Source organism: Streptomyces sp. DT190, from assembly GCF_049846985.1.
Taxonomy (GTDB): domain Bacteria; phylum Actinomycetota; class Actinomycetes; order Streptomycetales; family Streptomycetaceae; genus Streptomyces.
Window position 1 is genome coordinate 45,439 of the sequence record NZ_JBNCNM010000020.1, and the last position, 22,931, is coordinate 68,369.

Sequence of the window (22,931 nt, forward strand, 5' to 3'; positions counted from 1 at the left end):
ATGGAACCGGGAGAGCTTGTGACGTCAGCCCCTCTCGCCGCTCGACTCACCATCCCCAGCGGGCCGCTGTTCTTCCCGGTCACCGCCTACGCCCCCGACGGTTCCGTGGACCTCGACGCCTACCGCGCCCACGTGCGCGGCGGCGTCGAGGCCGGAGCCGCCGCCGTGTTCGCCTGCTGCGGCACCGGCGAGTTCCACGCGCTCACCCCCGAGGAGTTCGAGGCGTGCGTACGGGCCGCCGTCGAGGCGGCCGAGGGGCGTGTGCCGGTCGTCGCGGGCGCCGGGTACGGCACCGCGCTCGCCGTGCGCTACGCCCGCCTCGCGGAGAGGGCCGGAGCGGACGGTCTCCTGGCGATGCCGCCGTACCTCGTCGTCGCCGCGCAGGAGGGGCTGCTGCGGCACTACCGGGAGGTGGCCGCGGCGACCGCCCTGCCGGTCATCGTCTACCAGCGGGACAACGCCGTCTTCACGCCGGGGACCGTGGTCGAACTGGCCCGCACGGAGGGCGTCATCGGCCTGAAGGACGGCCTCGGCGACCTCGACCTGATGCAGCGGATCGTCAGCGCCGTGCGCACCGAGGCCCCCGGCGACTTCCTCTACTTCAACGGTCTGCCGACCGCCGAACAGACCCAGCTCGCCTACCGCGCCCTGGGCGTCACGCTCTACTCCTCCGCCGTGTTCTGCTTCGCGCCCGAGATCGCCCTCGCCTTCCACCGGGCGCTGAACACCGGCGACGACGATGTGGTGGCCAGGCTCCTGGACGGCTTCTACCGCCCGTTCGTCGAGCTGCGCGCCCGGGGCCGCGGCTACGCCGTCGCCCTCGTCAAGGCCGGTGTGCGGCTGCGCGGACTCGACGTCGGCGAGGTGCGGCCCCCGCTGCACGAACCGGCCGAGGATCATGTGAAGCGGCTCGCCGAACTGATCGAGCACGGCTACGCGTTGCTGGAGGAGACCACGTGAAGGCGTCGGCATTCGTCTACCCCTGGGACGTCAACGGCGACCCGGAGGCGCCCGCGCGGATCGCGGCACTCGGCGTGCCGCAGGTCACGCTCGCCGCCGCCTACCATTCCACCCGCGCGCTCACGCCCCGCCACCCGCGCCACCGCGTCGTCACCGCCGAGCACGCCGCCGTGCTGTACCCGGCGGACGGCCGCTGGCACGGCCGGGAACTGCGCCCGTACGCGGCCGGCGACTGGGCGCCCGGGGACGCGTTCGGTGAGGCCGCCGCCGCGCTCGCCGGCGCGGGCCTGGAGGTGCACACCTGGGTCGTCCTCGCCCACAACTCCCGTATGGGCGCCGAGCACCCGGACACCTCGGTCGTCAACGCCTACGGCGACCGCTACCCCTGGGCGCCCTGTATCGCGCAGCCCGCCACGCGCGCGTACCTGACCGACCTGGCGGCCGAAGCGGCCGTCCGGCCCGGGGCGCGCGGCACCGAGCTGGAGTCCCTCGGCTGGTACGGGCTGCAGCACCTGCACGCCCACGACAAGACCGGCGGCGTCGGCCTCGGGGACGCCGGGCAGTACCTGATGGCGCTCTGCTTCTGCCCGTCCTGCCGGGAGGGCTACGGCCGCCACGGCCTGGACGCCGGTCAGCTGGCGGCCGCCGTGCGCGCCGCGCTGGAGCCGGTCTGGCGCGGGGCGCCGTCCGACGGGGGCTGGACCGGCGTGGAGAAGCTCCTCGGCGAGGGCCTCGCGCGGGCCACGCGCGCGTACCGCGACGAAACCGCCCGCACGCTCCAGGAGCAGACCGTCGCGGCGGTCCGGGCCGCCGCGCCCGAGGGCTTCCAGGTGCTGCTGCACGCGGACCCGGTCTCCTACCACGTCGGCGCCAACGCCGGGGTCGACCCCGCGCACATCCTGTCCGTCGCCGACGGCGTGGTCGTGCCCTGCGCGGGCGGCACCGGCACGCTCACGCCGTTCGCGCGCCAGGGCCGGGCGGACGCGGTCGTCGCCGCCAACTTCACGGTCGTCTCCGGCATGGGCGGCAGCCCCGGCACCCTCGCCGAGGACGCGGCCGAGGCCCGCCGCCTCGGCGCCACCGAACTGCGGCTCTACCACGCCGGACTGGCATCCGACACCGACCTGTCCACGATCCGCACGGCCCTCGCCGGGCTCTGAGCCGGGCGGTTGTCCCGTGGGGCACCTGCCCGGGCTCTGGAGCGCTGCGGCCGCACCGCCGTCGGCAGGGCGCTTCCCGGGGGCGTGGGCGCCGCACCCTGCGCGGACCGTTCAGGCCCGGGCCGGGCGGCGGGCGGTTGTCCCGGGGGCATCTGCCCGCCGGAGGCGTTGCGGTCTCACCGCCGTCGGCAGGGCGGTGTCGGGGGCGGTTCCCGAAGCGTGGGCGGCCGCTCCCTGCCCGAGATGGCTCAGGCCCGGGCCGGGAGGCGGCCGGTGGGTGCCATCGGCGGGGTGGCTTCGGCATGGGGAGGGAACGGGGGTAGCGCCGGGTTCTGCGGCGGGCGGTTGTCCCTCGGGCGGGACATCCGCCCGGGCCGGGGGCGCTGCGGTGTGGCCGACGTCTGCAGGGTGATGCCCGGGGCGGTCCCCGGGGCGTGGGTGCCGCACCCTGCGCGGGACGGCTTCGGTCCTGGGAGGGAACGGCGGTGACGCCGGGTTCTGGGACGGGTGGCCGTCCCGCCTTGCAGCCGCCCGGCCGGGGGCGCTGCGGTGTGGCCGACGTCTGCAGGGTGATGCCCGGGGGCGGTCCCCGGGGCGTGGGCGCCGCACCCTGCGCGGGACGGCTTCGGTCCTGGGACGGGTGGCCGTCCCGCCTTGCAGCCGCCCGGCCGGAGGCGTTGCGGTCTCACCTCCGTCGGCAGGGCGGTCCCCGGGGCGTGGGTGCCGCGCCCTGCGCGGGACGGTTCAGGCCCGGGCCGGGAAGGGAACAGTGGCGGCGCCGGGCTCCGTGGCGGGCGGTTGTTCCTCGGGGTGTCCGCCCCGGTCCGGGGCGGTGTGACCGCCGCCGGCAGGGCGGTCTGCGTGGCCGGCACCCCTCCGCGTGTCGGCTCAGGCACCGGCCGGGGCGCCGTCGGCGGGGGTGTCATCGGCGTGGGGCCGCCTCGGGCCGGGGCGGAACAGCGGCAGGGCCGTCAGCAGCAGGGCCACGCCCAGAAGCACCAGCACCGGCCGGTGGTGCACCAGCTCGACCAGGGCCGCGCCGGCGGCCAGCCCGGCCACGTTCGGCGCGTGCACCAGCGTGTGGGCCGTGGCGGTGACCCGGCCCAGCAGCGGGCCCGGCGTCTCGCGCTGCACGGACGTCAGCGCGGCGATCAGCACGGCGGGCAGCCCCGCCCCGACCGCCGCGCTGCACACCAGCGCCACCGGGGCGGACGGCACCGCGCGCAGGGCCACCCCGAGCGCCAGCAGGGCGATGCCGTACGCCGCGAAGCGCCGCGCCCCCAGCCGGCGCAGGGCGGGGCCGGACAGCAGCCCGACCGCGACCGACCCGGCGCCCTGTACGGCGTACAGCACACCGGCGTACGCGGGGGAGCGGCCGAGGTCGTCGACGACGGCGTAGATCATCGCGCCGTTCAGGCCGGCGCCCAGCATGGTGGCGCCACCCGCCAGGACCAGGGGGCGCAGCACGGGGTGCGCCCACAGGTGGCGGGCTCCCTCGGCGGTGCGCCGCCGGGTGCCGCCGCGGGGTGGCGCGGGCTTCTCCTCCCGGACCCGCAGCAGCGCGCACAGGCCCGCGGCCAGCGCGAACGTGGCCGCGTCCAGCAGGACGACACCCGCACCGCCGTACGCCGCGTACAGGCCCGCGCCCACCAGCGGGGCCAGCAGCTTCATGCTCTCCGTGGCCGTCATGCGCAGGCCGTTGAAGTCGCCCAGCAGGGCCGGTTCGACGGCGGTGGCGACGAGCGCCGACTCGGCCGCGTCGTGGACCACGCCCGCCGCGCCGTACACGAGCAGCACCGCGTACAGCAGCCACAGCTCGCCCGGCGAGTCGACGCCGACGAGGGTGAGCAGCAGACCGCCCAGGAGCACATCGAGGCCGATCAGCAGCGGTTTGCGGCGGCCCCGGTCGGCCAGGGTGCCCAGCAGCGGTCCGGCCAGGGCCGGCAGCCACAGGGCGAGCACGCACAGCGCGGCCAGGCCGTCCGAGCCGGTGAGGTCCTTGACCCACACCCCGGACGCCAGCCACAGCGCGGAGGTGCCGAATCCCGACACCACCACGCCGGAGAGGTAGAGCCCGGCGTCGCGGTCGCGCAGGACACGCGCCACGGGCCAGGTCGTCATGGTCATCATGCTGGGTCATCGTGGTGCTGAGGCCCGGTGGCCGGGATCGGTCAGATGCCCAAGGAAACCGGCCCGCCGGCGATGAGTTCCGCGGGCGCCCTCGGTCTACCTCCCAGGACACGGAACCCGGAGGAACCGCGGATGACCGACACCAGCCCGACCCTCGACCTCGGACCGCAGACGGCGGCCCTGGCGCGTCTCGCCGAGGGCGTCACCGACGAGCAACTGGAGGACCCCACGCCCTGCCCGCGGTACGCGGTGCGCCACCTGCTGGGGCACCTCGCCGGGCTGGCCGTCGCCTTCCGCGACGCCGGCCGCAAGGACCTGGGCGTCACGACCGACACCAGCCCGGACGCCGCGCTCCCGGACCTCGCCCCCGGCTGGCGCGAGGAACTGCCCGAGGTCCTCGCGGAGCTGGCCGAGGCCTGGCGCGACCCGGCCGCCTGGACCGGCATGACACGGGCCGGCGGCGTGGACCTGCCGGGCGAGGTCGCGGGGCTCGTCGCCACCGACGAACTGGTCGTCCACGGCTGGGACCTGGCCCGCGCGACCGGCCGGCCCTACGCCCCCGACCCGGCGGCGCTCCGGGTCTGCCACGACTTCCTCGCCGCGAGCGTGGACGACCCGGGCCGGGGCGAGATCTTCGGACCCGTCGTCCCCGTCGGGCCCGAGGCACCGCTGCTGGACCGGACGGTGGGGCTGAGCGGGCGGGATCCGGGGTGGAGCCCCAGGTCGTAGAAAGCGATTGCCGTTTCTTGCGTCAGAAGCATTGACGAAACAAACGCGCCCTCCTACCGTCATCGCGTCGTACTTCGTACGTCATATATGAGACGCGATACGAGAGATCCGATACGCGATCCACCGGGACCGCGAGATCCGAGAGGCGCGCATGACCTCTGTGCCCACGCCGATCCCCTCCCGCACGCAGTACGTGCTGGAGGGGATCAAACACCGCATCCTGACCGGGCAGCTGACGCCGGGGCAGGCCCTGGTCGAGACCGAGCTCGCCGCGCAGTTCGGGGTGTCCAAGACCCCCGTGCGGGAGGCGCTCAAGACCCTCGCGGGGACCGGGCTGGTCGTGATGAGCCAGTACAAGGGCGTCACGGTACGCATGGTGGACGCGGACATGGCGCGCGAGGTCTACGACGTCCGGCTGCTGCTGGAGCCCGAGGCGCTGCGGCGTGCGGTGCAGCGCGGCGCCTCCCTGGACGCCGCCCGCTCCGCGCTGACCCGGGCCGACGACGCCATCGACACGGCCGAACGCTCCCTGGCCAACCGGGAGTTCCACCGCGCCCTGTACCTGCCGTGCGGCAACCCGCTGCTCGGCCGGATGCTCGACGAGGTGCGCGACCAGGCCGCCTTGGTCTCCGCCGTCGCCTGGGCCGCCTCGCCCTCCTGGGAGCGGGAGGCCGGCGAGCACCGCGAGATCCTGCGGCTCGCCCTCGACGGCGACGCCGACGGCGCGGCCCGCGCCCTCCACTCCCACATCGCGTCCTTCGTGCAGCGTGCCTTCCCCGAGGCGGCACTGGAACAGGAAGGCCAGGAATGAGCAGTGTGGCGTTCGAGACCCAACGGGCGGCCCTGGCCGACGTGGTGGCGATCCCGGTGACCCCGTTCGCCGAGGACGGCTCCGTCGCACGGGACACCTACCGGACCCTGCTGCGCCGCCTCCTCGACGGCGGCATCACGACCCTCACCCCGAACGGCAACACCGGCGAGTTCTACGCCCTCACCCCCGAGGAGCGCCGGCTCGTCACGGAGCTGACGATCGAGGAGGCCGGGGAGCGGGGCGCCGTCCTGGTCGGAGTCGGGCACGACATCCCCACCGCCGTCGCCTCCGCCCGGCACGCCCGGGAGCTCGGCGCGCAGATGGTGATGGTCCACCAGCCCGTCCACCCGTACGTCTCCCAGGCCGGCTGGGTCGACTACCACCGGGCCGTCGCCGAGGCCGTGCCCGAGCTGGGCGTCGTGCCCTACATCCGCAACGCGCAGCTCACCGGAGCCCGTCTCGCCGAACTCGCCGACGCCTGCCCGAACGTCATCGGCGTGAAGTACGCCGTGCCGGACGCCGCCAGGTTCGCCGCCTTCGCCCGGGACGCGGGCCTGGAGCGGTTCGTGTGGGTCGCCGGACTCGCCGAGCCGTACGCGCCCTCCTACTTCTCCGCGGGCGCCACCGGCTTCACCTCCGGTCTGGTGAACGTCGCCCCGGCCGTCTCCCTGAACATGATCGAGGCGCTGCGCTCGGGCGACTACCCGGCCGCCATGAAGGTCTGGGAGCAGATCCGCCGCTTCGAGGAACTGCGCGCGGCCAACGGCTCCGCGAACAACGTCACCGTCGTCAAGGAGGCCCTCGCCTCGCTCGGCCTGTGCCGCCGCGAGGTCCGTCCGCCGAGCAAGCCGCTGCCGGAGGGCGAGCGCGCCGAGGTCGCCGCGATCGCCGCGGGGTGGTCGATATGACCGGCCGGCTGCGCCCCGAGGAGCTCAGGAGCCACCAGTGGTACGGCGTCGAGGGCCAGTTGCGCACCTGGTCGCACAACGCCCGGATGCGCCAGCTCGGTTACGAGGCGGAGGAGTACCGGGGCCGCCCGGTGATCGCCGTCCTGAACACCTGGTCCGACATCAACCCCTGCCACGTCCATCTGCGCGAGCGGGCCGAGGCGGTCAAGCGGGGGGTGTGGCAGGCCGGCGGCTTCCCGCTGGAGTTCCCGGTCGCCACGCTCTCCGAGACGTACCAGAAACCCACCCCGATGCTCTACCGCAACCTGCTCGCGATGGAGACGGAGGAGCTGCTGCGGTCGTACCCGGTCGACGCGGCGGTGCTGCTCGGCGGCTGCGACAAGTCGACGCCCGCGCTGCTCATGGGCGCGGCCTCGGCCGACGTACCGGCCCTCTTCGTGCCCGCCGGGCCGATGCTGCCGGGCCACTGGCGCGGTGAGACCCTCGGCTCGGGCACCGACATGTGGAAGTACTGGGACGAGCACCGCGCGGGCAACCTGACCGACTGCGAACTGCGGGAGCTGCAGGGCGGGCTGGCCCGGTCCCCCGGGCACTGCATGACCATGGGGACCGCGTCGACCATGACCGCGGCGGCCGAGGCCCTCGGCATGACGCTGCCGGGCGCCTCCTCGATCCCGGCCGTGGACTCCGGGCACGAGCGGATGGCCGCCGCCTCCGGGCGCCGCGCCGTGGAGCTCGCCTGGACCGCGCTCAAGCCGTCCCGGATCCTCACCCGCGCGGCCTTCGAGGACGCCGTCACCACGGTGCTCGGGCTCGGCGGCTCCACCAACGCCGTCATCCACCTGATCGCGATGGCGGGCCGCTGCGGGGTCGACCTCACCCTCGACGACTTCGACCGCACCGCCCGCACCGTACCGGTGCTCGCCAACGTCCGGCCCGGCGGACGGACGTACCTCATGGAGGACTTCCACTTCGCCGGCGGTCTGCCCGCCTTCCTCTCGCGGATCACCGACCTGCTCCACCTGGACCGGCCCACCGTCAACGGCACCCTGGGAGAGCAGATCGCGGGCGCCGTCGTCCACGACGACGACGTGATCCGCACCCGCGAGAACCCGGTCGCCGCCGAGGGCGGGGTGGCCGTGCTGCGCGGCAACCTCTGCCCCGACGGCGCCGTCATCAAGCACATCGCCGCCGAGCCGCACCTGCTCAAGCACACCGGTCCCGCCGTCGTCTTCGACGACTACCGGACCATGCAGCGCACCATCAACGACCCGGCGCTCGGCATCACCCCCGACCACGTGCTGGTGCTGCGGGGCGCGGGCCCCAAGGGCGGCCCGGGGATGCCCGAGTACGGCATGCTGCCGCTGCCCGACCACCTGCTCAAGCAGGGCGTGCGCGACATGGTGCGCATCTCCGACGCCCGGATGAGCGGCACCAGTTACGGCGCGTGCGTGCTGCACGTCGCCCCCGAGTCGTACGTCGGCGGACCGCTCGCCCTGGTGCGCAGCGGTGACTCGATCACCCTGGACGTCGAGGCCAGGACCTTGCAACTCAACGTGAGCGATGAGGAGTTGGAGAGCCGCCGCAAGGCCTGGACGCCCCCTCCCACCCGCTACGAGCGAGGCTACGGCGCGCTGTACAACGACCAGATCACGCAGGCGGACACAGGCTGCGACTTCGAGTTCCTGGCAAGGCCGGGCAAGACTCCGGATCCCTACGCAAGCTGACCGGCCCCACCCAGGGGCGCGGGGAACTGCGCGACGAGCCACAGCGAGCCCGCAGTCGCCACGCAACCTCAACACGCACGCACGCACCGCGAGAAAGCGCTTTCTGCACCACGCACGCAAGCCGTACCGAGATCGGAGACCCTGTCATGGCCCAAGCCGCAGCCGTGGCGAAACCGCCCGCGCCACCCCGGCGGCGCCGTGCCTCCGCCACCCCGCGCAGACTCCCGTACCTGCTGATCGCCCCGGCCGCCCTGCTCATGCTGGGCTTCATCGCCTACCCGGTCATCAGCGTCTTCTACTACAGCCTGCAGAACTACAACCCCACCAAGCCGTGGCGGAACGGGTTCGCGGGCCTCGACAACTTCGTCCACGCCTTCACCGAGGACCCCGTCTTCTGGGACACCCTGGTCTTCAGCGCCAAGTGGGTCTTCGTCGAGGTCGGACTCCAGCTGCTGTTCGGTCTCGCGCTGGCCCTCATCGTCAACCAGACCTTCGTGGGCCGGGGCCTGGGACGCGCCCTGGTCTTCTCCCCGTGGGCCGTCTCCGGCGTGCTCACCTCCGCGATCTGGGTGCTGCTCTACAACTCCCAGACGGGCATCACCCGTTACCTCGCGGACATCGGCATCGGCTCCTACGGCACCAGCTGGCTCTCCGACACCTCCACCGTCTTCCCGGCGGCGGTCGTGGCCGACCTGTGGCGGGGCGTGCCCTTCTTCGCGATCCTCATCCTCGCCGACCTCCAGTCCGTCTCCAAGGACCTGTACGAGGCCGCCGAGGTCGACGGCGCCAGCCGCATCAAGCAGTTCTGGCACATCACGCTGCCGCACCTGAAGGACGCCATCATCCTGTCCACGCTGCTGCGCGCGGTGTGGGAGTTCAACAACGTCGACCTGCTCTACACCCTGACCGGCGGCGGACCCGCGGGCGAGACCACCACCCTGCCGCTGTACATCGCCAACACATCCGTCGACGCCCACAACTTCGGCTACGCGTCGGCCCTGACCACGGTGGCGTTCGTGATCCTGCTCTTCTGCTCGATGGTCTACCTGCGGCTGAGCAAGTTCGGAGGCGAGAGCAAGTGAGCGTCAAGGAAGCGACCAAGACGGCGCCCGCCCCCGTGCGCGCCACCCCCGAACCGCCCCGGCCCGCGCAGAGGAAGCGCGCCTGGGACGAGGCACCCCGCTGGCAGATCTACCTGCCCCTGGGCATCTACCTGCTCTTCACCCTCATCCCCTTCTACTGGATCCTGCTGTTCTCGCTGCGCCCGGCCGGCTCGACCTCGCTCGTGCCCTGGCCGATCACCTTCGACCACTTCGAGAAGGTCTGGACGGACCGCAGCTTCGGCACCTACTTCGCCAACAGCGTCCTCGTCGGCATCGCCACCCTGGTCATGACGACCCTCGTCGCCCTGGCCGGCGGCTACGCCCTCGCCCGGTTCGACTTCAAGATCAAGCGGGCGTTCATGCTCGCGCTGCTGTGCTCCCAGTTCGTGCCCGGGGCGCTGCTGCTGGTGCCGCTGTTCGAGATCTTCGCCGAACTGCAGATGATCAACTCGCTCGGCAGCGTCATCCTCGCCGAGACGGTCTTCCAGCTGCCGCTGTCGATGATCCTGATCAGCAACTTCATCAAGAACGTGCCGTACTCCCTGGAGGAGGCGGCCTGGGTGGACGGCTGCGGCCGCATGACGGCCTTCCGGATCGTGGTGCTGCCCCTGCTGCGGCCCGGCCTGATCGCCGTCGGCTCCTTCGCCTTCGTACACTCCTGGAACCACTTCCTGTTCGCCCTGATGTTCCTCAACGCCCAGGACAAGCAGACGATCCCGGTCGGCCTGAACTCGCTGATGAGCGCCGACAGCGTCGATCTGGGCGCGCTCGCCGCGGGCGGCATCATCGCGGCCGTGCCGGTCGTGATCGTCTTCGCCTTCATCCAGAAGTGGCTGATCACCGGCTTCAGCGCGGGGGCGGTGAAGGGATGAGAACGGGACGACCGGCCGTCGCGGCCGGCCCGCCGGGGGCGCTGCGCCTCCCCGCGCACGCGGAGGGCCGGGACACCGGCCGCGACACCCTGTACGGGCCGGTGGACGGCGCGGCCGCGGCCGACCGGGCGGTGGCCCGCGGTGCGGGAGCGGGGAGGATCCCGTGACCGGCCGCATGATCGACGCCATGACGACACCTGTGCCCCTCGTCCTCGCCGGCGCCCGCGGTCACGGCCGCTGGCACCTGGAGAACATCCGCCGCCTGCAGCGGCAGGGCCTCGTCCGGCTGGCCGGCGTCTGCGAGCTGACCCCGCTGACCGCGGACGAACTCGGCGGCCTGGGCGCCCCCGAGCAGTCCGCCGACTTCGGCGCCCTGCTGGACGCCACCGGCGCCCGGGCCGCGGTGATCTGCACGCCGATCCCCACCCACACCGACCTGGCGCTCACGGCGGCCGAGCGCGGTGTGCACCTGCTGCTGGAGAAGCCCCCGGCCCCCTCCTACGCGGAGTTCCGCCGGATGGCCGACGGGGTCGCCGCCGCCGGGGTCGTCTGCCAGATCGGCTTCCAGTCGCTGGGCTCGCACGCCCTGCCCGCCGTCCGCGCGCTGATCGCCGAGGGCGCGATCGGCACGCTGGTCGGGCTCGGCGGGGCCGGTGCCTGGGTGCGGGACGAGGACTACTTCCGCCGGGCGCCCTGGTCGGGCAAGCGGCGGCTGAACGGCGCCGACGTCATCGACGGGGCGCTGACCAACCCCCTCGCGCACGCCGTCGCCACGGCCCTCGCCCTCGGCGGCAGCACCCGCGCCGAGGACGTCCTCGCCATCGAGACCGAGCTGCTGCGCGCCAACGCCATCGAGTCCGACGACACCTCCTGCGTCCGGATCACCACCGCCCAGGGCCACCCGGTCACCGTCGCGGCGACCCTGTGCGCCGAGCGGGCGGACGAACCGTACGTCCTGGTGCACGGCAGCAGCGGCCGCATCACCTTCTGGTACAAGCAGGACCGCGTGCTGCTGCAGCGCGCGGGGCACGGCCCGCAGGAGTTCGAGCACGGCCGCACCGACCTGCTGGAGAACCTCGTCGAGCACCTCACCACCGGCGCGGCCCTGCTGGTCCCACCGGACGAGACCGGCGCCTTCATGCGGGTCGTGGAGGCCGTCCGCACCGCTCCCGACCCGGTACCGCTGCCCGACACCGCCTGGCACCGCGTCCCCGCCGAGAACCGCCGGGTGGTGCCCGGCATCGACGGCCTCGTCGCGGCCGCCGCCGACACCCTCTCCCTCTACTCCGAGCTGGGCGCCCCCTGGGCTGCGGCGGCGGAGCACCTGTCGAAAGAGGTGAGCACCCGATGACCAGCAACGACACCGCCGTCCTGCGTGTCGCGGGCCGGCCGGTCGGCCGGTACGTCACCCGGCCCGAGCTGCCCGCCCGGCTCTCCCCGCGCCCCTATCTGCATCCCGTCACCACCCTGGCCGGCACGGCGGTCACCGAGCTGAGCCCCGCCGACCACGCACACCACCTCGGCGTCGGTGTCGCCGTTCCCGACGTCGAGGGGTTCAACTTCTGGGGCGGGCGCACCTACGTCCGCGACCAGGGCCCGACCGAGCTGGACAACCACGGCTCCCAACGGCACGTCGCCTTCCAGCTGCGCGACCCCGACGGCTTCGTGGAGGAGCTGCGCTGGGTCGCCGCGGGCGGCGAGCTGCTGCGCGAGCGCCGCACGGTCGCGGCCACCGCACTCACCGACCGGGCCTGGGCGCTGGACCTCACCTTCTCGCTCACCAACGTCACCAAGGCCCCGCTGTCCATCGGCAGCCCGGCGACCAACGGCCGCCCGGGCGCGGCCTACGGCGGCTTCTTCTGGCGGGCCCGCAAGGAGGCCGCCGCGCCGGAGGTCTTCACCGCCGACGGCGAGGGCGAGGCGGCGGTGCACGGCGAGCGCGCCGACTGGCTCGCGCTGGCCGGGGCCGGCTGGACGCTGGTCTTCGCCGGGGCCACCGAACGGACCCGGCGCGACCGGTGGTTCGTGCGGACCGGGGAGTACCCCGGTGTCGGCTCCTCGCTGGCGTACGGCGAACGGCTGCCGGTCCCGCCGGGCGAGACCGTCGTCCGCCGGATCGTGACCGTCGTCGCCGACGGCCGCCTCGGCCGGGACACCGCGGCGTCCCTCGTCCGCAAGGCGGTGAGCCCGTGACCGCCGGGACGGCCGAAGAGACCTACACCAACCCCGTCCTCGACGCCGACTGGTCCGACCCGGACGTCGTCCGCGTCGGCGACGACTTCTACCTGACCGCCTCCAGCTTCGGCCGCGTCCCCGGGCTGCCTCTGCTGCACTCCCGCGACCTGGTCAACTGGACCCTGGTCGGGCACGCCCTGGAACGGCTGGAACCGGCGGCGGCGTTCGCCACGCCCCGGCACGACTGCGGAGTGTGGGCCCCGTCCCTGCGCCATCACGACGAACGCTTCTGGATCTTCTGGGGCGACCCCGACCAGGGCGTCTTCCAGATCAACGCCCCTTCGATCAGGGGCCCCTGGAGCCGTCCCCACCTGCTGAAGGCGGGCCAGGGCCTGATCGACGCCTGCCCGCTGTGGGACGAGGAGACCGGCGAGGCCTATCTGGTGCACGCCTGGGCCAAGTCCCGCTCCGGGGTCAAGAACCGCCTCACCGGCCACCGGATGCGCCCGGACGGCACCGGACTCCTCGACGAGGGCAAGGTGATCGTCGACGGCGACCGCATACCCGGCTGGTTCACCCTCGAAGGCCCCAAGCTCTACCGGCACGACGGCTGGTTCTGGATCCTCGCCCCCGCCGGGGGAGTGGAGACCGGCTGGCAGGGCGCCTTCCGCTCGCGCGGCTTCTTCGGGCCGTACGAGGAGCGGATCGTCCTGGAGCAGAAGGACACCGACGTCAACGGGCCCCACCAGGGCGGCTGGGTGCGCACCCCGTCCGGCGAGGACTGGTTCCTGCACTTCCAGCAGCGCGGCCCCTACGGCCGGGTCGTGCACCTGCAGCCGATGTCCTGGGGGCAGGACGGCTGGCCGGTGCTCGGGGACGACGGCGCCCCCGTCGCCGTGCACCGCCGCCCCGCCCTGCCGCCCCAGCCGCCCGCCGCCCCGGCCACCGGCGACGACTTCCCCGGCGGACGGTTCGGGCGCCAGTGGCAGTGGACGGCCAACCCGGGCGAGGGCTGGGCCACCCAGCACTCCGGCGACGGGCTGCGGCTGACCTGCGTCCGCTCGGCCGACGCCCACGACCTGCGGAAACTGCCTCATGTGCTCACCCAGCGGCTGCCCGGCAAGCCCTGCGCGGCCGAGGTGGAGCTGCGTCTCGACAGCGAGGAGCCCGGGGCGCGGGCCGGACTCGCGGTGCTCGGCGACGCGTTCTCCTGGATCGGCCTGCAACGGGGCACGGACGGCACCGTGCACCTGGTGCACCGGTTCGCCGAGGGCGTCGCGGAGGCCGAGCGGGACGCCGCCCACCCGCGGCTCGCCCCCGGCGGACGGGCCCGGCTGCGCGTCGAGATCGGCGCGGGCGCCCGCTGCCGCTTCTCGGCCGACACCGGCGACGGCTTCCGGCCCTCAGGTCCCGTCTTCGCCGCCACCCCGTGGCGCTGGGTCGGCGCCCTGCTCGGCCTCGTCGCCCTCGCGCCCGCCGGACCCGGGCACGCCGGTGCCGCGACCTTCACACGGTTCAGCGTCACGCCCTCGTAAGTCACCACGTCCGTCAGCCTGTTGGGAGCCGCAATGACGCACTTCCGTAGCAAGCGCTGGTCCGGACCGGGGCGGCCCGGCACGGTCGTGGCCGCCGTGTTCGGTCTCGTCGCCGCGCTGGGCCTCGGGGCGATCGGGGACGCCCGGGCGGCCGAGGCGCGGCGGACCGCGCCCGTGGCGGACCGCTGGAGCGACCGGCCGCACGGCTTCGCCTCCCTCGCCGGCGGCACCTCCGGCGGGGCGGGCGGCAAGGTCGTCACCGCCGCCTGCCCGAAGGGCACGGACGACCGGGCACCCCACGCCCACCACTGACCCCCCACACCTTCCGAGTTCCGCTGGATCCAGAAGAAGAAGAGAGCCGACCAATGAAGATCAGCAATCGCAGAAGCAGGCGCGCCGCCACGGCCGTCGCCCTGGGGGCCGTGCTCGCGCTGACCGCGACCGCCTGTGGCGACGACGGCAGCGGGGCGGGCGGCGACAAGGGCGCCGAGGGAAGCGGCAAGGGCAAGATCGTCTTCTGGGACAACAACGGCGGTGTCCGCACCGAGATCTGGAAGGAGATCATCGCCGACTTCGAGAAGGCCAACCCGGACATCGACGTCGAGTACGTCGGGATCGCCTCCACCGAGTACCAGTCGAAGGTCGACACCGCGCTCCAGGGCGGCGGCCTGCCGGACGTCGGCGGCGTGGGATCGGCGATGATCGCCGGTTTCGCCGCGCAGGGCGCGCTGGAGCCGCTCGACGAGCGGCTGGCCGAGTCGTCCCTGGACGGCAAGCTGAACAAGGACATGGTCGAGTCGCTGAAGGCGGCCGGCGGCGGCGACGACAAGCTGTACTCGATCCCGACCTCCGCGAACAACGGCGTGCTGTACTACCGCACCGACCTGTTCGAGAAGGCCGGGCTGGAGGAGCCCACGACCTGGGACCGGTTCTACGAGGCCGCGGACAAGCTGACCGACAGGGGCAAGAACGAGTTCGGCTACACCATCCGCGGTGGTGCCGGCTCGATCGCCCAGGCGCTGGACGCGATGTACGGGCAGTCCGGGATCACCTCGTTCTGGGACTCCAGCGGTGAGAAGACCACGCTCAACGACCCGAAGAACGTCGAGGCGCTGGAGAAGTACGCGGCGCTGTACAAGAAGGTCACACCGGCCGCCGACCTCAACAACGACTTCACGAAGATGGTCGCGCAGTGGGACTCCGGCACCATCGGGATGCTGAACCACAACCTCGGGTCGTACCAGGACCACGTGAAGGCGCTCGGGGTCGACAAGTTCCGCGGCATCCCGCAGCCGACCGGGCCCGGTGGCAAGCGGGTGCAGGTGTCCAACCCGGTGGACGGGCTGGGGCTGTTCAAGAGCGGCAAGAACAAGGAGGCCGCCTGGAAGTTCATCGAGTTCGCCACCTCCAAGGCGGAGAACTCGAAGTTCAACGAGGCGGCGGGGCAGGTGCCCTCGAACACCGACGCGGCGCAGGACGAGTGGATCTCGAAGGCGGAGCCGACGAAGCTGGCCGCGGGCGCGCTGTCGGACGGTTCCACGACGATCGTGCAGCTGCCGTACTACCTGCCGGACTGGAACACGATCTCCAAGGCCGACAACGAGCCGAACTTCCAGAAGGTGCTGCTCGGGAAGATGAGCGCGAAGGACTTCCTGGACACGATGGCGGAGCAGCTGAACACCGCGCAGGAGGAGTGGAACCAGCAGAACGGGTGAGTGGCTGCCGGGTTCCGCCGCGGGGCGGCCCGTGCGTCTGCACGGCGCGGGCCGCCCCTGGCCGATGGCGCAGTTCCCCGCGCCCCTCGGGCGTGGACCTCACCCCTTTCGAAAGGAACTCGCGTGTCTCTCAGCCGTAGACGAGTGGCTGCCGCCGGAATGGCCGCTGTTCCTCTCGCGCTGGCGTTCGGCGGTGGCGCGCAGGCGCATGGCCGCCGCACCCTCCATATCGCCGGCGACTCCACCGCCGCACAGAAGTACGCCGACGCCGCACCCGAGACCGGGTGGGGGATGGCGCTGCCGTTCTTCCTCCGCAAGGACCTGGTGGTCGCCAACCACGCCGTCAACGGGCGGAGTTCCAAGAGCTTCGCCGACGAGGGGCGCCTCGACGCCCTGCTCTCCGCGACACGGCCCGGCGATCTCCTCTTCATCCAGTTCGGGCACAACGATTCCAAGACGGCGGATCCCGCCCGTCACACCGAGCCCTGGTCGACGTATCAGGAGTATCTGCGGCTGTATGTCGACGGGGCCCGGGCCCGGGGAGCGCGGCCGGTGCTGGCCACGTCCGTGGAGCGGCGCAGGTTCGACGCGAGCGGGACGGCCCAGCCGACGCACGGGGAGTACCCGGCGGCAATGCGGGCGCTCGCCGGGCGGGAGGGGGTCGCGCTGCTGGACCTCCAGGCGCTGTCCCTGGCCCTGTGGCAGGAGCTGGGGCCCGAGGAGACGAAGAAGTACTTCAACTGGACCGCCACCGAGCAGGACAACACGCACTTCGACCCACCGGGAGCCATCGCCGTCGCACGGCTCGTGGCGCGCGAGGCGCTGCGCCGCCGGGTGCTCGGCCCCCGGGACGTGCGGCGGCTGGACGAGCCGGTCCCCGAGTCCTGGATCGGCTGGCCGGAACCCACCGCGTAACACCCCCGACCACGAAGGAAGAGAGCCGCACCATGAACATGCGGAAGTGTCATGATCATGCCATGGGGAGAGCGCTGGTGCTGACCGGCTGCACCGCGCTCGTCCTCGCCCTGACCGGCACCGGCGCGCAGGCCCAGCCCCGGGACCCGGCACGCCAGACCCTGGGGGCCGGCGACGGCTGGGGCTCCTACGGCACGGGCACCACGGGCGGGGCCGCCGCCGACGCCGCGCGCGTCCACACCGTCACCACCTGGGAGCAGTTCCGGGCCGCCCTGCAGGAGGGCGGCACGGCGCCCAGGATCATCAAGGTGAAGGGGATGATCGACGCCGTCTCCCAGGGCTGCGAGGCGTTCGCGGCCGAGGGGTACGACCTGCAGAAGTACCTCGCCGCCTACGACCCCGCCGTCTGGGGCCACGACCAGCCGGTCAGCGGCGAGCAGGAGGACCTGCGGGCGGCGTCCGCGGCGAGCCAGGACCGGGCCGTCAAGGCGAACGTCCCGGCCAACACCACGATCATCGGGGTCGGCAAGGGCGCGGGCATCCTCGGCGGCAGCCTGCAGATCAAGGGCGTCGACAACGTCATCGTCCGCAACCTCACCTTCGAGGCGCCGGTCGACTGCTTCCCGCAGTGGGACCCGACCGACGACAACAAGACCGGTGCCTGGAACTCCGAGTACGACGGCGTCGTCGTCCACGGCTCCACCCATGTGTGGATCGACCACAACACGCTCACCGACGGCCGCCACCCCGACAGCTCCCTGCCGTCGTACTTCGGCAAGACCTACCAGCAGCACGACGGGCTGCTCGACGTCGTGCGCGGCTCCGACCACGTGACCGTGTCCTGGAACTCGTTCCGCGACCACGACAAGACCATGCTGATCGGCAACAGCGACAGCGCCACCGCCGACGACGCCGGCAAGCTGAAGGTCACCCTCCACCACAACCGCTTCGAGGGGATCGTCGAGCGGGCCCCGCGGGTGCGGTTCGGGCAGGTCGACTCGTACAACAACCACTTCGTCGTCACCAAGGACCAGAAGTGGGGCTACGTGTACGGCATCGGCAAGGAGTCCCGGCTCGTCGCCGAGCACAACGCGTTCACGCTGGCGCAGGGCCTGAGCCCGGCGAAGATCCTCAAGAAGTGGAGCGAGGCGCCGGTCACCGCGAACGGCAACGTCGTCAACGGCAGGACCGTCGACCTGATCGCGGTGCACAACGCGGAGATCCCCGCCGAGACGCTCCAGCCGGACGCCGGCTGGACGCCGACGCTGCGCACCCGGGTCGATCCCGCCAAGGCCGTACCGGGCATCGTCGGCGCCCGCGCGGGCGCCGGACGCGTCTGCTGAACCGCCCCACCCGCACCGGCCGGGGCGGGCGCGCACCGCGTCCCCGCCCCGGCCCTTCCTCCCCGACCCGCCGCACCGCGTCAGGAGCAGCCGCATGCCCGCGCAGCCTCATCGTCCCGTCTCCCGCCGGGGGTTCCTCGCCGCGAGCGCCGCGGCCGGCGCCGCCCTCGGCCTCGCCCCCGGCCCGGCGCGGGCCGCCACCCGTCCGCGCCCCTTCGGCCGGTACGGCTCACCGGCCGCCCGCCTGCACCCCAGGACCCTGTACGTCCACCCGGGCGGCGCCGGCGACGTCACCACCGTGCGCGACGCGGTGGCCGCCGCGGACGGCAGCGGTCACACCCTCGTCATCGCCCCCGGCGTCTACCGGCAGACGGTGGCCGTCGACCCGTCCCGCACCGGGATGACCTGGATCGGGGCGAGCGAGGACCCCCGCGACGTCGTCATCGTCCACGACAACGCGGCCGGGACGCCCAAGCCGGACGGTGGCACCTACGGCACCAGCGGCTCCGCCACCGCCACCGTGCAGGCCGACGGGTTCACCGCTCACGCGATCACCTTCGCCAACGACTGGCTGCGCGCCGACCACCCCGGTGTGACCGGCACCCAGGCCGTCGCCCTGAAGGTCCAGGGCGACCGGTCCGCCTTCTTCCACTGCCGGTTCCTCGGCCACCAGGACACCCTGTACGCCGACTCCATGGCGCTCGGCACCGTCGCCCGCCAGTACTTCGCCCACTGCTACGCCGAGGGAGACGTCGACTTCGTCTTCGGGCGCGCCACGGCCGTGTTCGAGCGGTGCCACTTCCGCACCCTGGCGCGGACCGACCTGGCCGGAGCCCCGTGGGGGTTCGTCTTCGCGCCCTCGACCGCCGCGGCGAATCCGCACGGCTACCTCGTCACGCGCAGCCGCGTCAGCAGCGAGGCCCCCGACGGCTTCTACAAGCTCGCCCGGCCCTGGGTGCCCAGCTCCGACCCCACCGCCCGGCCCATGCTCACCGTGCGGGACACCTGGCTCGGCCCGGGCATCGACGCCCTCGCGCCCTACGCGAACATGCGCGACACCCACCCCTGGCAGAGCATGCGGTTCGCCGAGTACCGCAACACCGGGCCGGGGGCCGCCGTCCCCGTGCCGGAGAACCGGCCCCTGCTCACCCGGGACCAGGCCCGCTCGCACACCGTGCGGAGCCACCTCGGCGACTGGCGGCCCGCCGCGCCGGGTGCGGCCGGGCGGAACGCCGGAGCGGGGAGGCCGGATGGACGCCCGTGAGCGCCTGGGGCGGCGGACGTTCGTGGTCGGCGCCGGCACGGCGCTGCTCGGCGGTGCGGCGGTGAGCGGGGCGGAGGCGGCCGTCGTGGACGGTCCGCTGCCCGACTTCCACCCGGCGCTCAAGGACGCCCTGACCTTCCCGCTGGCCTGGGGCCGGTCCCCGGTCCGCGACCCCCGCGCCTGGCGGCGGGCCGCCCGCGCGACCGTCGAGGAGCACCTGCTCGTCGAGCGGCAGGACGGGGTGCCGTTCGCCCCCGTGTTCACCGGCCGCGCCCCGGGCGGCGGTTACGACCGCGAGCTGGTGACCGTCTCCCTCACCCGCTACGAACGCGTGCGCGGCGCCCTGCTCACCCCGCACGGCCGCGGGCCCTTCCCGGCCGTGCTGCTCCTGCACGACCACGGCGCCCGGTTCGACATCGGCAAGGAGAAGCTCGTCCGGCCCTGGTACGACGACACCCGCCTCGCCTCCGCCGCCGCTTGGGCGGACACGTACTTCAGCGGGCGGTTCGTCGGCGACGAACTGGCCCGGCGGGGCTATGTGGTGCTGTGCCTGGACGCGCTGGGCTGGGGCGACCGGGGGCCCCTCGCCTACGAGCAGCAGCAGGCCCTGGCGGCCAACTTCCTCAACCTCGGCTCCTCGCTCGCCGGGCTGATGGCCCGGGAGGACCAGCGCGCCGCCGCCTTCCTGGCCGGGCTCGACCGGGTCGACGCCCGGCGGGTCGCGGCCGCCGGCTTCTCCATGGGCGGCTACCGGGCCTGGCAGACCGCCGCCCTCAGCGACCACGTGGCGGCCGCGGCGAGCGTCTGCTGGATGACCGGGCTGAAGGAGATGATGGTGCCCGGCAACAACACGCTGCGCGGCCAGTCGGCGTACTACATGCTGCACCCCGGGCTCGCCCGGCATCTCGACATCCCGGACGTGGCGGGCATCGCCGCCCCCAAGCCGACGCTGTTCTTCCACGGCGGGCTGGACACGCTGTTCCCGGCCGAGGGCGTGCGCGTCGCCCGGGACAAGCTGCGCGCCGTCTGGCGGGCACACCACGCCGAGGACCGGCTGCGGACGAAGACGTGGCCGGAGCTCGGCCACGTCTTCACCGCCCCGATGCAGGACGAGGTCTTCGACTGGCTCGACGACGTCCTGTGAGGCTCACCGCCGTACCGGCCCGATCCCCTCCAGCGTCGGTGTCACCGGCTTGATGGTGCCGTCGGCCGCGAACTCCATGCGGTCGACGGTCGTCTCACGGTGCATGCCGTCGCCGCCCGGGCGGCCGGGGCCGTCGAGGGCGAAGCGGTGGTAGACGGCGTACCAGTCGTCGGTGCCGGGGGCGTTCACCACCGAGTGGTGACCGGTGCCGAGGATGCCGTACTCGGGCCGCTTCTGCAGGATCGTCCCGCGCCTGGTCCACGGGCCGAGCGGGGAGGGTCCGGTCGCGTACGCCACGTGGTAGTTCTCGCTGCGCGTGTCGTCCTCGGACCACATGAAGTAGTACGTGCCCTTCCGCTTGATCACGAAGGAGCCCTCGCGGAAGTCGTCCGGGGTGATGTCCCGCACCTTCGACGCGTCGTACGACACCATGTCGTCGTTCAGCGGCACCACGTACCCACGGCCGTTGCCCCAGTACAGGTAGGCCTGGCCGTCGTCGTCCGTGAAGACGGCCGGGTCGATCATCTGGCCCGGCAGCGAACCGCCCTTGGGGACCAGCGGCTTGCCGAGCGCGTCCCTGAACGGGCCCGCGGGGGAGTCCGCCACCGCCACGCCGATCTGCTGCTCGGCGCAGAAGTAGAAGTAGTACCTGCCGTTGCGCTCGGCGATCGCGGGCGCCCAGGCGTACGTGTCGGCCCAGCTCACGTCGGGCCCGAGGTCCAGGATCTCGCCGTGGTCCTTCCAGTGGACCAGGTCCTTCGACGAGTACGCCTTGAACGTGGTGCCGCTCCAGCCCTGGAAGCCGTCCGTCGTCGGGTAGATCCAGTACCGGCCGTCGAGAAAGTGCACGTCGGGGTCGGCGTTCAGGCCCGGCAGCACGGGGCTGCGGGTGCGGACCGCCTCGACCGTCCAGGTCCGCTCGGTGCCGTCGGCCGCCGTCACCGTGTACCTCTGCGGCGTGCGGAAGTCGCGGCGGGTACCGGACCTCGGGCTCAGCGTGGCGCCCTCACCGACCCACAGCTTCGGGGCGAGGCGCCGCAGATCGGTCCCGGGCTCCATCGGCAGGACGACCTTGGAGGCGCTGTCCGTGACGATCGCATAGCCCTTCTGGTGCCGCGCCGTCGCGTCCACCACCGAGGTGGGCGTCGACGGGTACGCGGCCAGCAGGCGGTCGTACTCCTCCTGCGTCACCGGCAGGACCGTGCCGTGCCGGGGGCTCGCCGGCAGCCGGTAGCCGGTCGACGGGGTCCACTTGCCGGAGGCGAGGTCGGTGGTCTCGAACGGGAGGTAACCGCGGCCGCCGTACTCGTCGATGAACAGGTACCACTTCTCCTCGGTGTTCGACTTGAACACCGTCGGGCCCTCGCCGCGGTCCATCGCGCCCTTGCCGATGCAGTCGGCCACGAACTCGTACGCCGTCGACGTCAGGGACGTCGACCTCTCCCCGGTGATGAACTTCGAGCAAGGGCCGGCCGAACCGGGGTCCCGCTCGTCCTTGGTATAGCGGTAGTACGTGCCCTCGTCCTTCACGACCGTGGAGTCGATCACCGAGTAGCCCGGGTCGTTCCAGACCTTCGGCTCGCTGAAGGTGCGGAAGTCCTTCGTGGTCGCGTACAGCATCTTGTTGTACGTGTCGCCCTTGTGCTCCGGGTCGTCGTCGGCGTACAGCTTCGACGCCCAGAAGACGACGTAGGCATCGAGCTCGTCGTCCCAGTAGGCCTCCGGCGCCCAGGTGTTGCCCGCGCTGTCCGGGGAGACCCGCACCAGGCGCTGGTCGGTCCAGTGGACCAGGTCGGTGGACTCCCACACCATGATCGACTTGCTGCCGTGCCGCTGGACCTGGTCCCAGCTGCCGCTGGAGTTCCGGTACATCCGCAGGTCGGTGGCGATCAGGTAGAACCTGTCGCCCCCGGGGGAGCGGATGACGAACGGGTCGCGCAGGCCCTTCTCGCCGATCGTGGAGGTCAGCACCGGCTTGCCGGCGTTCAGTTCGCGCCAGTGCAGCGGGTCGTTGCCCCGGCTGAGGGCGTAGCGGATCTGCTCGCCGTCGGCGGTGCCCTCGCCGGTGAAGTAGGCGAAGAGGTAGCCGGCGTAAGGGGAGTGCTGCACGGGTGGGGCTCCGGGGTCGGCGGTGCTGTGGGGTGCGGTGAGGAGGGTCAGCAGGAGGCCGGCCAGGGCGAGGAACGGGAGCAGGAGCGTGCGGGCGATGCGGGGGCGCATGACACTTCCTGTCGGAGTATGGGGGATTCTGTTGGATGGCGGCCCTCGGAGTCTCACCGCAGGGGGGCAGGGCGTCAACGGGTGTGCCGGGGGCCGGAGGTTCCGAAAATTTCGAAAGGCCCTCGCGGCCCGCGCACACGACGACGCCCCCGCCGGGTGCGAACCGGCGGGGGCGTCACGCGAACCGGCCGAGGGGGGCTCGACCGGTGCCGTCCGACCG

20 protein-coding genes are annotated in these 22,931 nt (G+C 73.1%); 18 read left to right on the plus strand and 2 right to left on the minus strand.

Annotated elements, in window-relative coordinates; translation table 11 throughout:
- The first annotated feature begins 18 nt into the window (after positions 1-18).
- Both ACPXCS_RS29175 and ACPXCS_RS29180 read left to right on the plus strand, forming a co-directional pair.
- Positions 19-960, plus strand: a complete 942-nt coding sequence (locus tag ACPXCS_RS29175; RefSeq protein WP_425945655.1) for a 5-dehydro-4-deoxyglucarate dehydratase — start codon at positions 19-21, stop codon at positions 958-960.
- Positions 957-2,120: a hypothetical protein gene (locus tag ACPXCS_RS29180; protein WP_425945656.1), complete on the plus strand. Its 1,164-nt coding sequence runs from the start codon at positions 957-959 to the stop codon at positions 2,118-2,120. Before ACPXCS_RS29175 ends, ACPXCS_RS29180 begins: the two co-directional genes overlap by 4 nt.
- An 888-nt stretch (positions 2,121-3,008) precedes the next feature.
- Here ACPXCS_RS29180 and ACPXCS_RS29185 read toward each other — a convergent pair.
- Positions 3,009-4,250, minus strand: a complete 1,242-nt coding sequence (locus ACPXCS_RS29185; protein WP_425945657.1) for an MFS transporter — start codon at positions 4,248-4,250, stop codon at positions 3,009-3,011.
- A 132-nt stretch (positions 4,251-4,382) separates the two neighbouring features.
- Between ACPXCS_RS29185 and ACPXCS_RS29190 the strand changes: the two genes are divergently transcribed.
- The 16 genes from ACPXCS_RS29190 (at position 4,383) to ACPXCS_RS29265 (ending at position 20,491) form a co-directional block, all read left to right on the plus strand.
- Positions 4,383-4,979, plus strand: a complete 597-nt coding sequence (locus tag ACPXCS_RS29190) for a TIGR03086 family metal-binding protein (protein WP_425945658.1) — start codon at positions 4,383-4,385, stop codon at positions 4,977-4,979.
- Between the two features lie 151 nt (positions 4,980-5,130).
- Complete coding sequence (locus ACPXCS_RS29195) at positions 5,131-5,790, plus strand: GntR family transcriptional regulator (protein ID WP_425945659.1); 660 nt, start codon at positions 5,131-5,133, stop codon at positions 5,788-5,790.
- Entirely contained in the window at positions 5,787-6,698 is a 912-nt protein-coding gene (locus ACPXCS_RS29200) for a dihydrodipicolinate synthase family protein (protein WP_425945660.1), read from the plus strand. Before ACPXCS_RS29195 ends, ACPXCS_RS29200 begins: the two co-directional genes overlap by 4 nt.
- A complete protein-coding gene (gene araD / locus ACPXCS_RS29205; RefSeq protein ID WP_425945661.1) occupies positions 6,695-8,425 on the plus strand; it encodes an L-arabinonate dehydratase in 1,731 nt (576 codons plus the stop codon). Before ACPXCS_RS29200 ends, araD begins: the two co-directional genes overlap by 4 nt.
- 146 nt (positions 8,426-8,571) lie before the next feature.
- Positions 8,572-9,507, plus strand: coding sequence for a carbohydrate ABC transporter permease (locus ACPXCS_RS29210; protein WP_309097561.1), 936 nt, complete (start codon positions 8,572-8,574; stop codon positions 9,505-9,507).
- Positions 9,504-10,400 carry a carbohydrate ABC transporter permease gene (locus tag ACPXCS_RS29215; RefSeq protein WP_425945662.1) on the plus strand — a complete coding sequence of 299 codons (897 nt, stop codon included), beginning with the start codon at positions 9,504-9,506 and terminating at the stop codon, positions 10,398-10,400. The genes ACPXCS_RS29210 and ACPXCS_RS29215 overlap by 4 nt, the downstream gene beginning before the upstream one ends.
- The gene (locus tag ACPXCS_RS29220; protein ID WP_425945663.1) at positions 10,397-10,567 is read left to right on the plus strand and encodes a hypothetical protein; all 171 of its coding nucleotides are present in this window, start codon (positions 10,397-10,399) and stop codon (positions 10,565-10,567) included. Before ACPXCS_RS29215 ends, ACPXCS_RS29220 begins: the two co-directional genes overlap by 4 nt.
- 20 nt (positions 10,568-10,587) lie before the next feature.
- On the plus strand, positions 10,588-11,751 hold the full coding sequence (locus ACPXCS_RS29225) for a Gfo/Idh/MocA family protein (RefSeq protein ID WP_425945664.1): 1,164 nt from the start codon (positions 10,588-10,590) through the stop codon (positions 11,749-11,751).
- Positions 11,748-12,593 carry a PmoA family protein gene (locus tag ACPXCS_RS29230; RefSeq protein ID WP_425945665.1) on the plus strand — a complete coding sequence of 282 codons (846 nt, stop codon included), beginning with the start codon at positions 11,748-11,750 and terminating at the stop codon, positions 12,591-12,593. The genes ACPXCS_RS29225 and ACPXCS_RS29230 overlap by 4 nt, the downstream gene beginning before the upstream one ends.
- Positions 12,590-14,110, plus strand: coding sequence for a family 43 glycosylhydrolase (locus ACPXCS_RS29235; RefSeq protein WP_425945666.1), 1,521 nt, complete (start codon positions 12,590-12,592; stop codon positions 14,108-14,110). Before ACPXCS_RS29230 ends, ACPXCS_RS29235 begins: the two co-directional genes overlap by 4 nt.
- A gap of 33 nt (positions 14,111-14,143) precedes the next feature.
- Complete coding sequence (locus tag ACPXCS_RS29240; RefSeq protein ID WP_425945668.1) at positions 14,144-14,422, plus strand: hypothetical protein; 279 nt, start codon at positions 14,144-14,146, stop codon at positions 14,420-14,422.
- A gap of 53 nt (positions 14,423-14,475) precedes the next feature.
- Positions 14,476-15,825 (plus strand): ABC transporter substrate-binding protein, encoded by a 1,350-nt coding sequence (locus tag ACPXCS_RS29245; protein WP_425945669.1) that lies wholly within the window; start codon positions 14,476-14,478, stop codon positions 15,823-15,825.
- A 123-nt stretch (positions 15,826-15,948) separates the two neighbouring features.
- Positions 15,949-16,740 carry a rhamnogalacturonan acetylesterase gene (locus tag ACPXCS_RS29250; protein WP_425945670.1) on the plus strand — a complete coding sequence of 264 codons (792 nt, stop codon included), beginning with the start codon at positions 15,949-15,951 and terminating at the stop codon, positions 16,738-16,740.
- Between the two features lie 32 nt (positions 16,741-16,772).
- On the plus strand, positions 16,773-18,083 hold the full coding sequence (locus ACPXCS_RS29255; protein ID WP_425945671.1) for a pectate lyase family protein: 1,311 nt from the start codon (positions 16,773-16,775) through the stop codon (positions 18,081-18,083).
- A 94-nt stretch (positions 18,084-18,177) separates the two neighbouring features.
- A complete protein-coding gene (locus ACPXCS_RS29260) occupies positions 18,178-19,347 on the plus strand; it encodes a pectinesterase family protein (RefSeq protein WP_425945672.1) in 1,170 nt (389 codons plus the stop codon).
- Entirely contained in the window at positions 19,334-20,491 is a 1,158-nt protein-coding gene (locus tag ACPXCS_RS29265) for a dienelactone hydrolase family protein (protein ID WP_425945673.1), read from the plus strand. The genes ACPXCS_RS29260 and ACPXCS_RS29265 overlap by 14 nt, the downstream gene beginning before the upstream one ends.
- A 3-nt stretch (positions 20,492-20,494) precedes the next feature.
- Here the strand turns inward: ACPXCS_RS29265 and ACPXCS_RS29270 are convergent, their stop codons facing one another.
- On the minus strand, positions 20,495-22,711 hold the full coding sequence (locus ACPXCS_RS29270) for a family 43 glycosylhydrolase (RefSeq protein ID WP_425945674.1): 2,217 nt from the start codon (positions 22,709-22,711) through the stop codon (positions 20,495-20,497).
- Between the last annotated feature and the right edge of the window lie 220 nt (positions 22,712-22,931).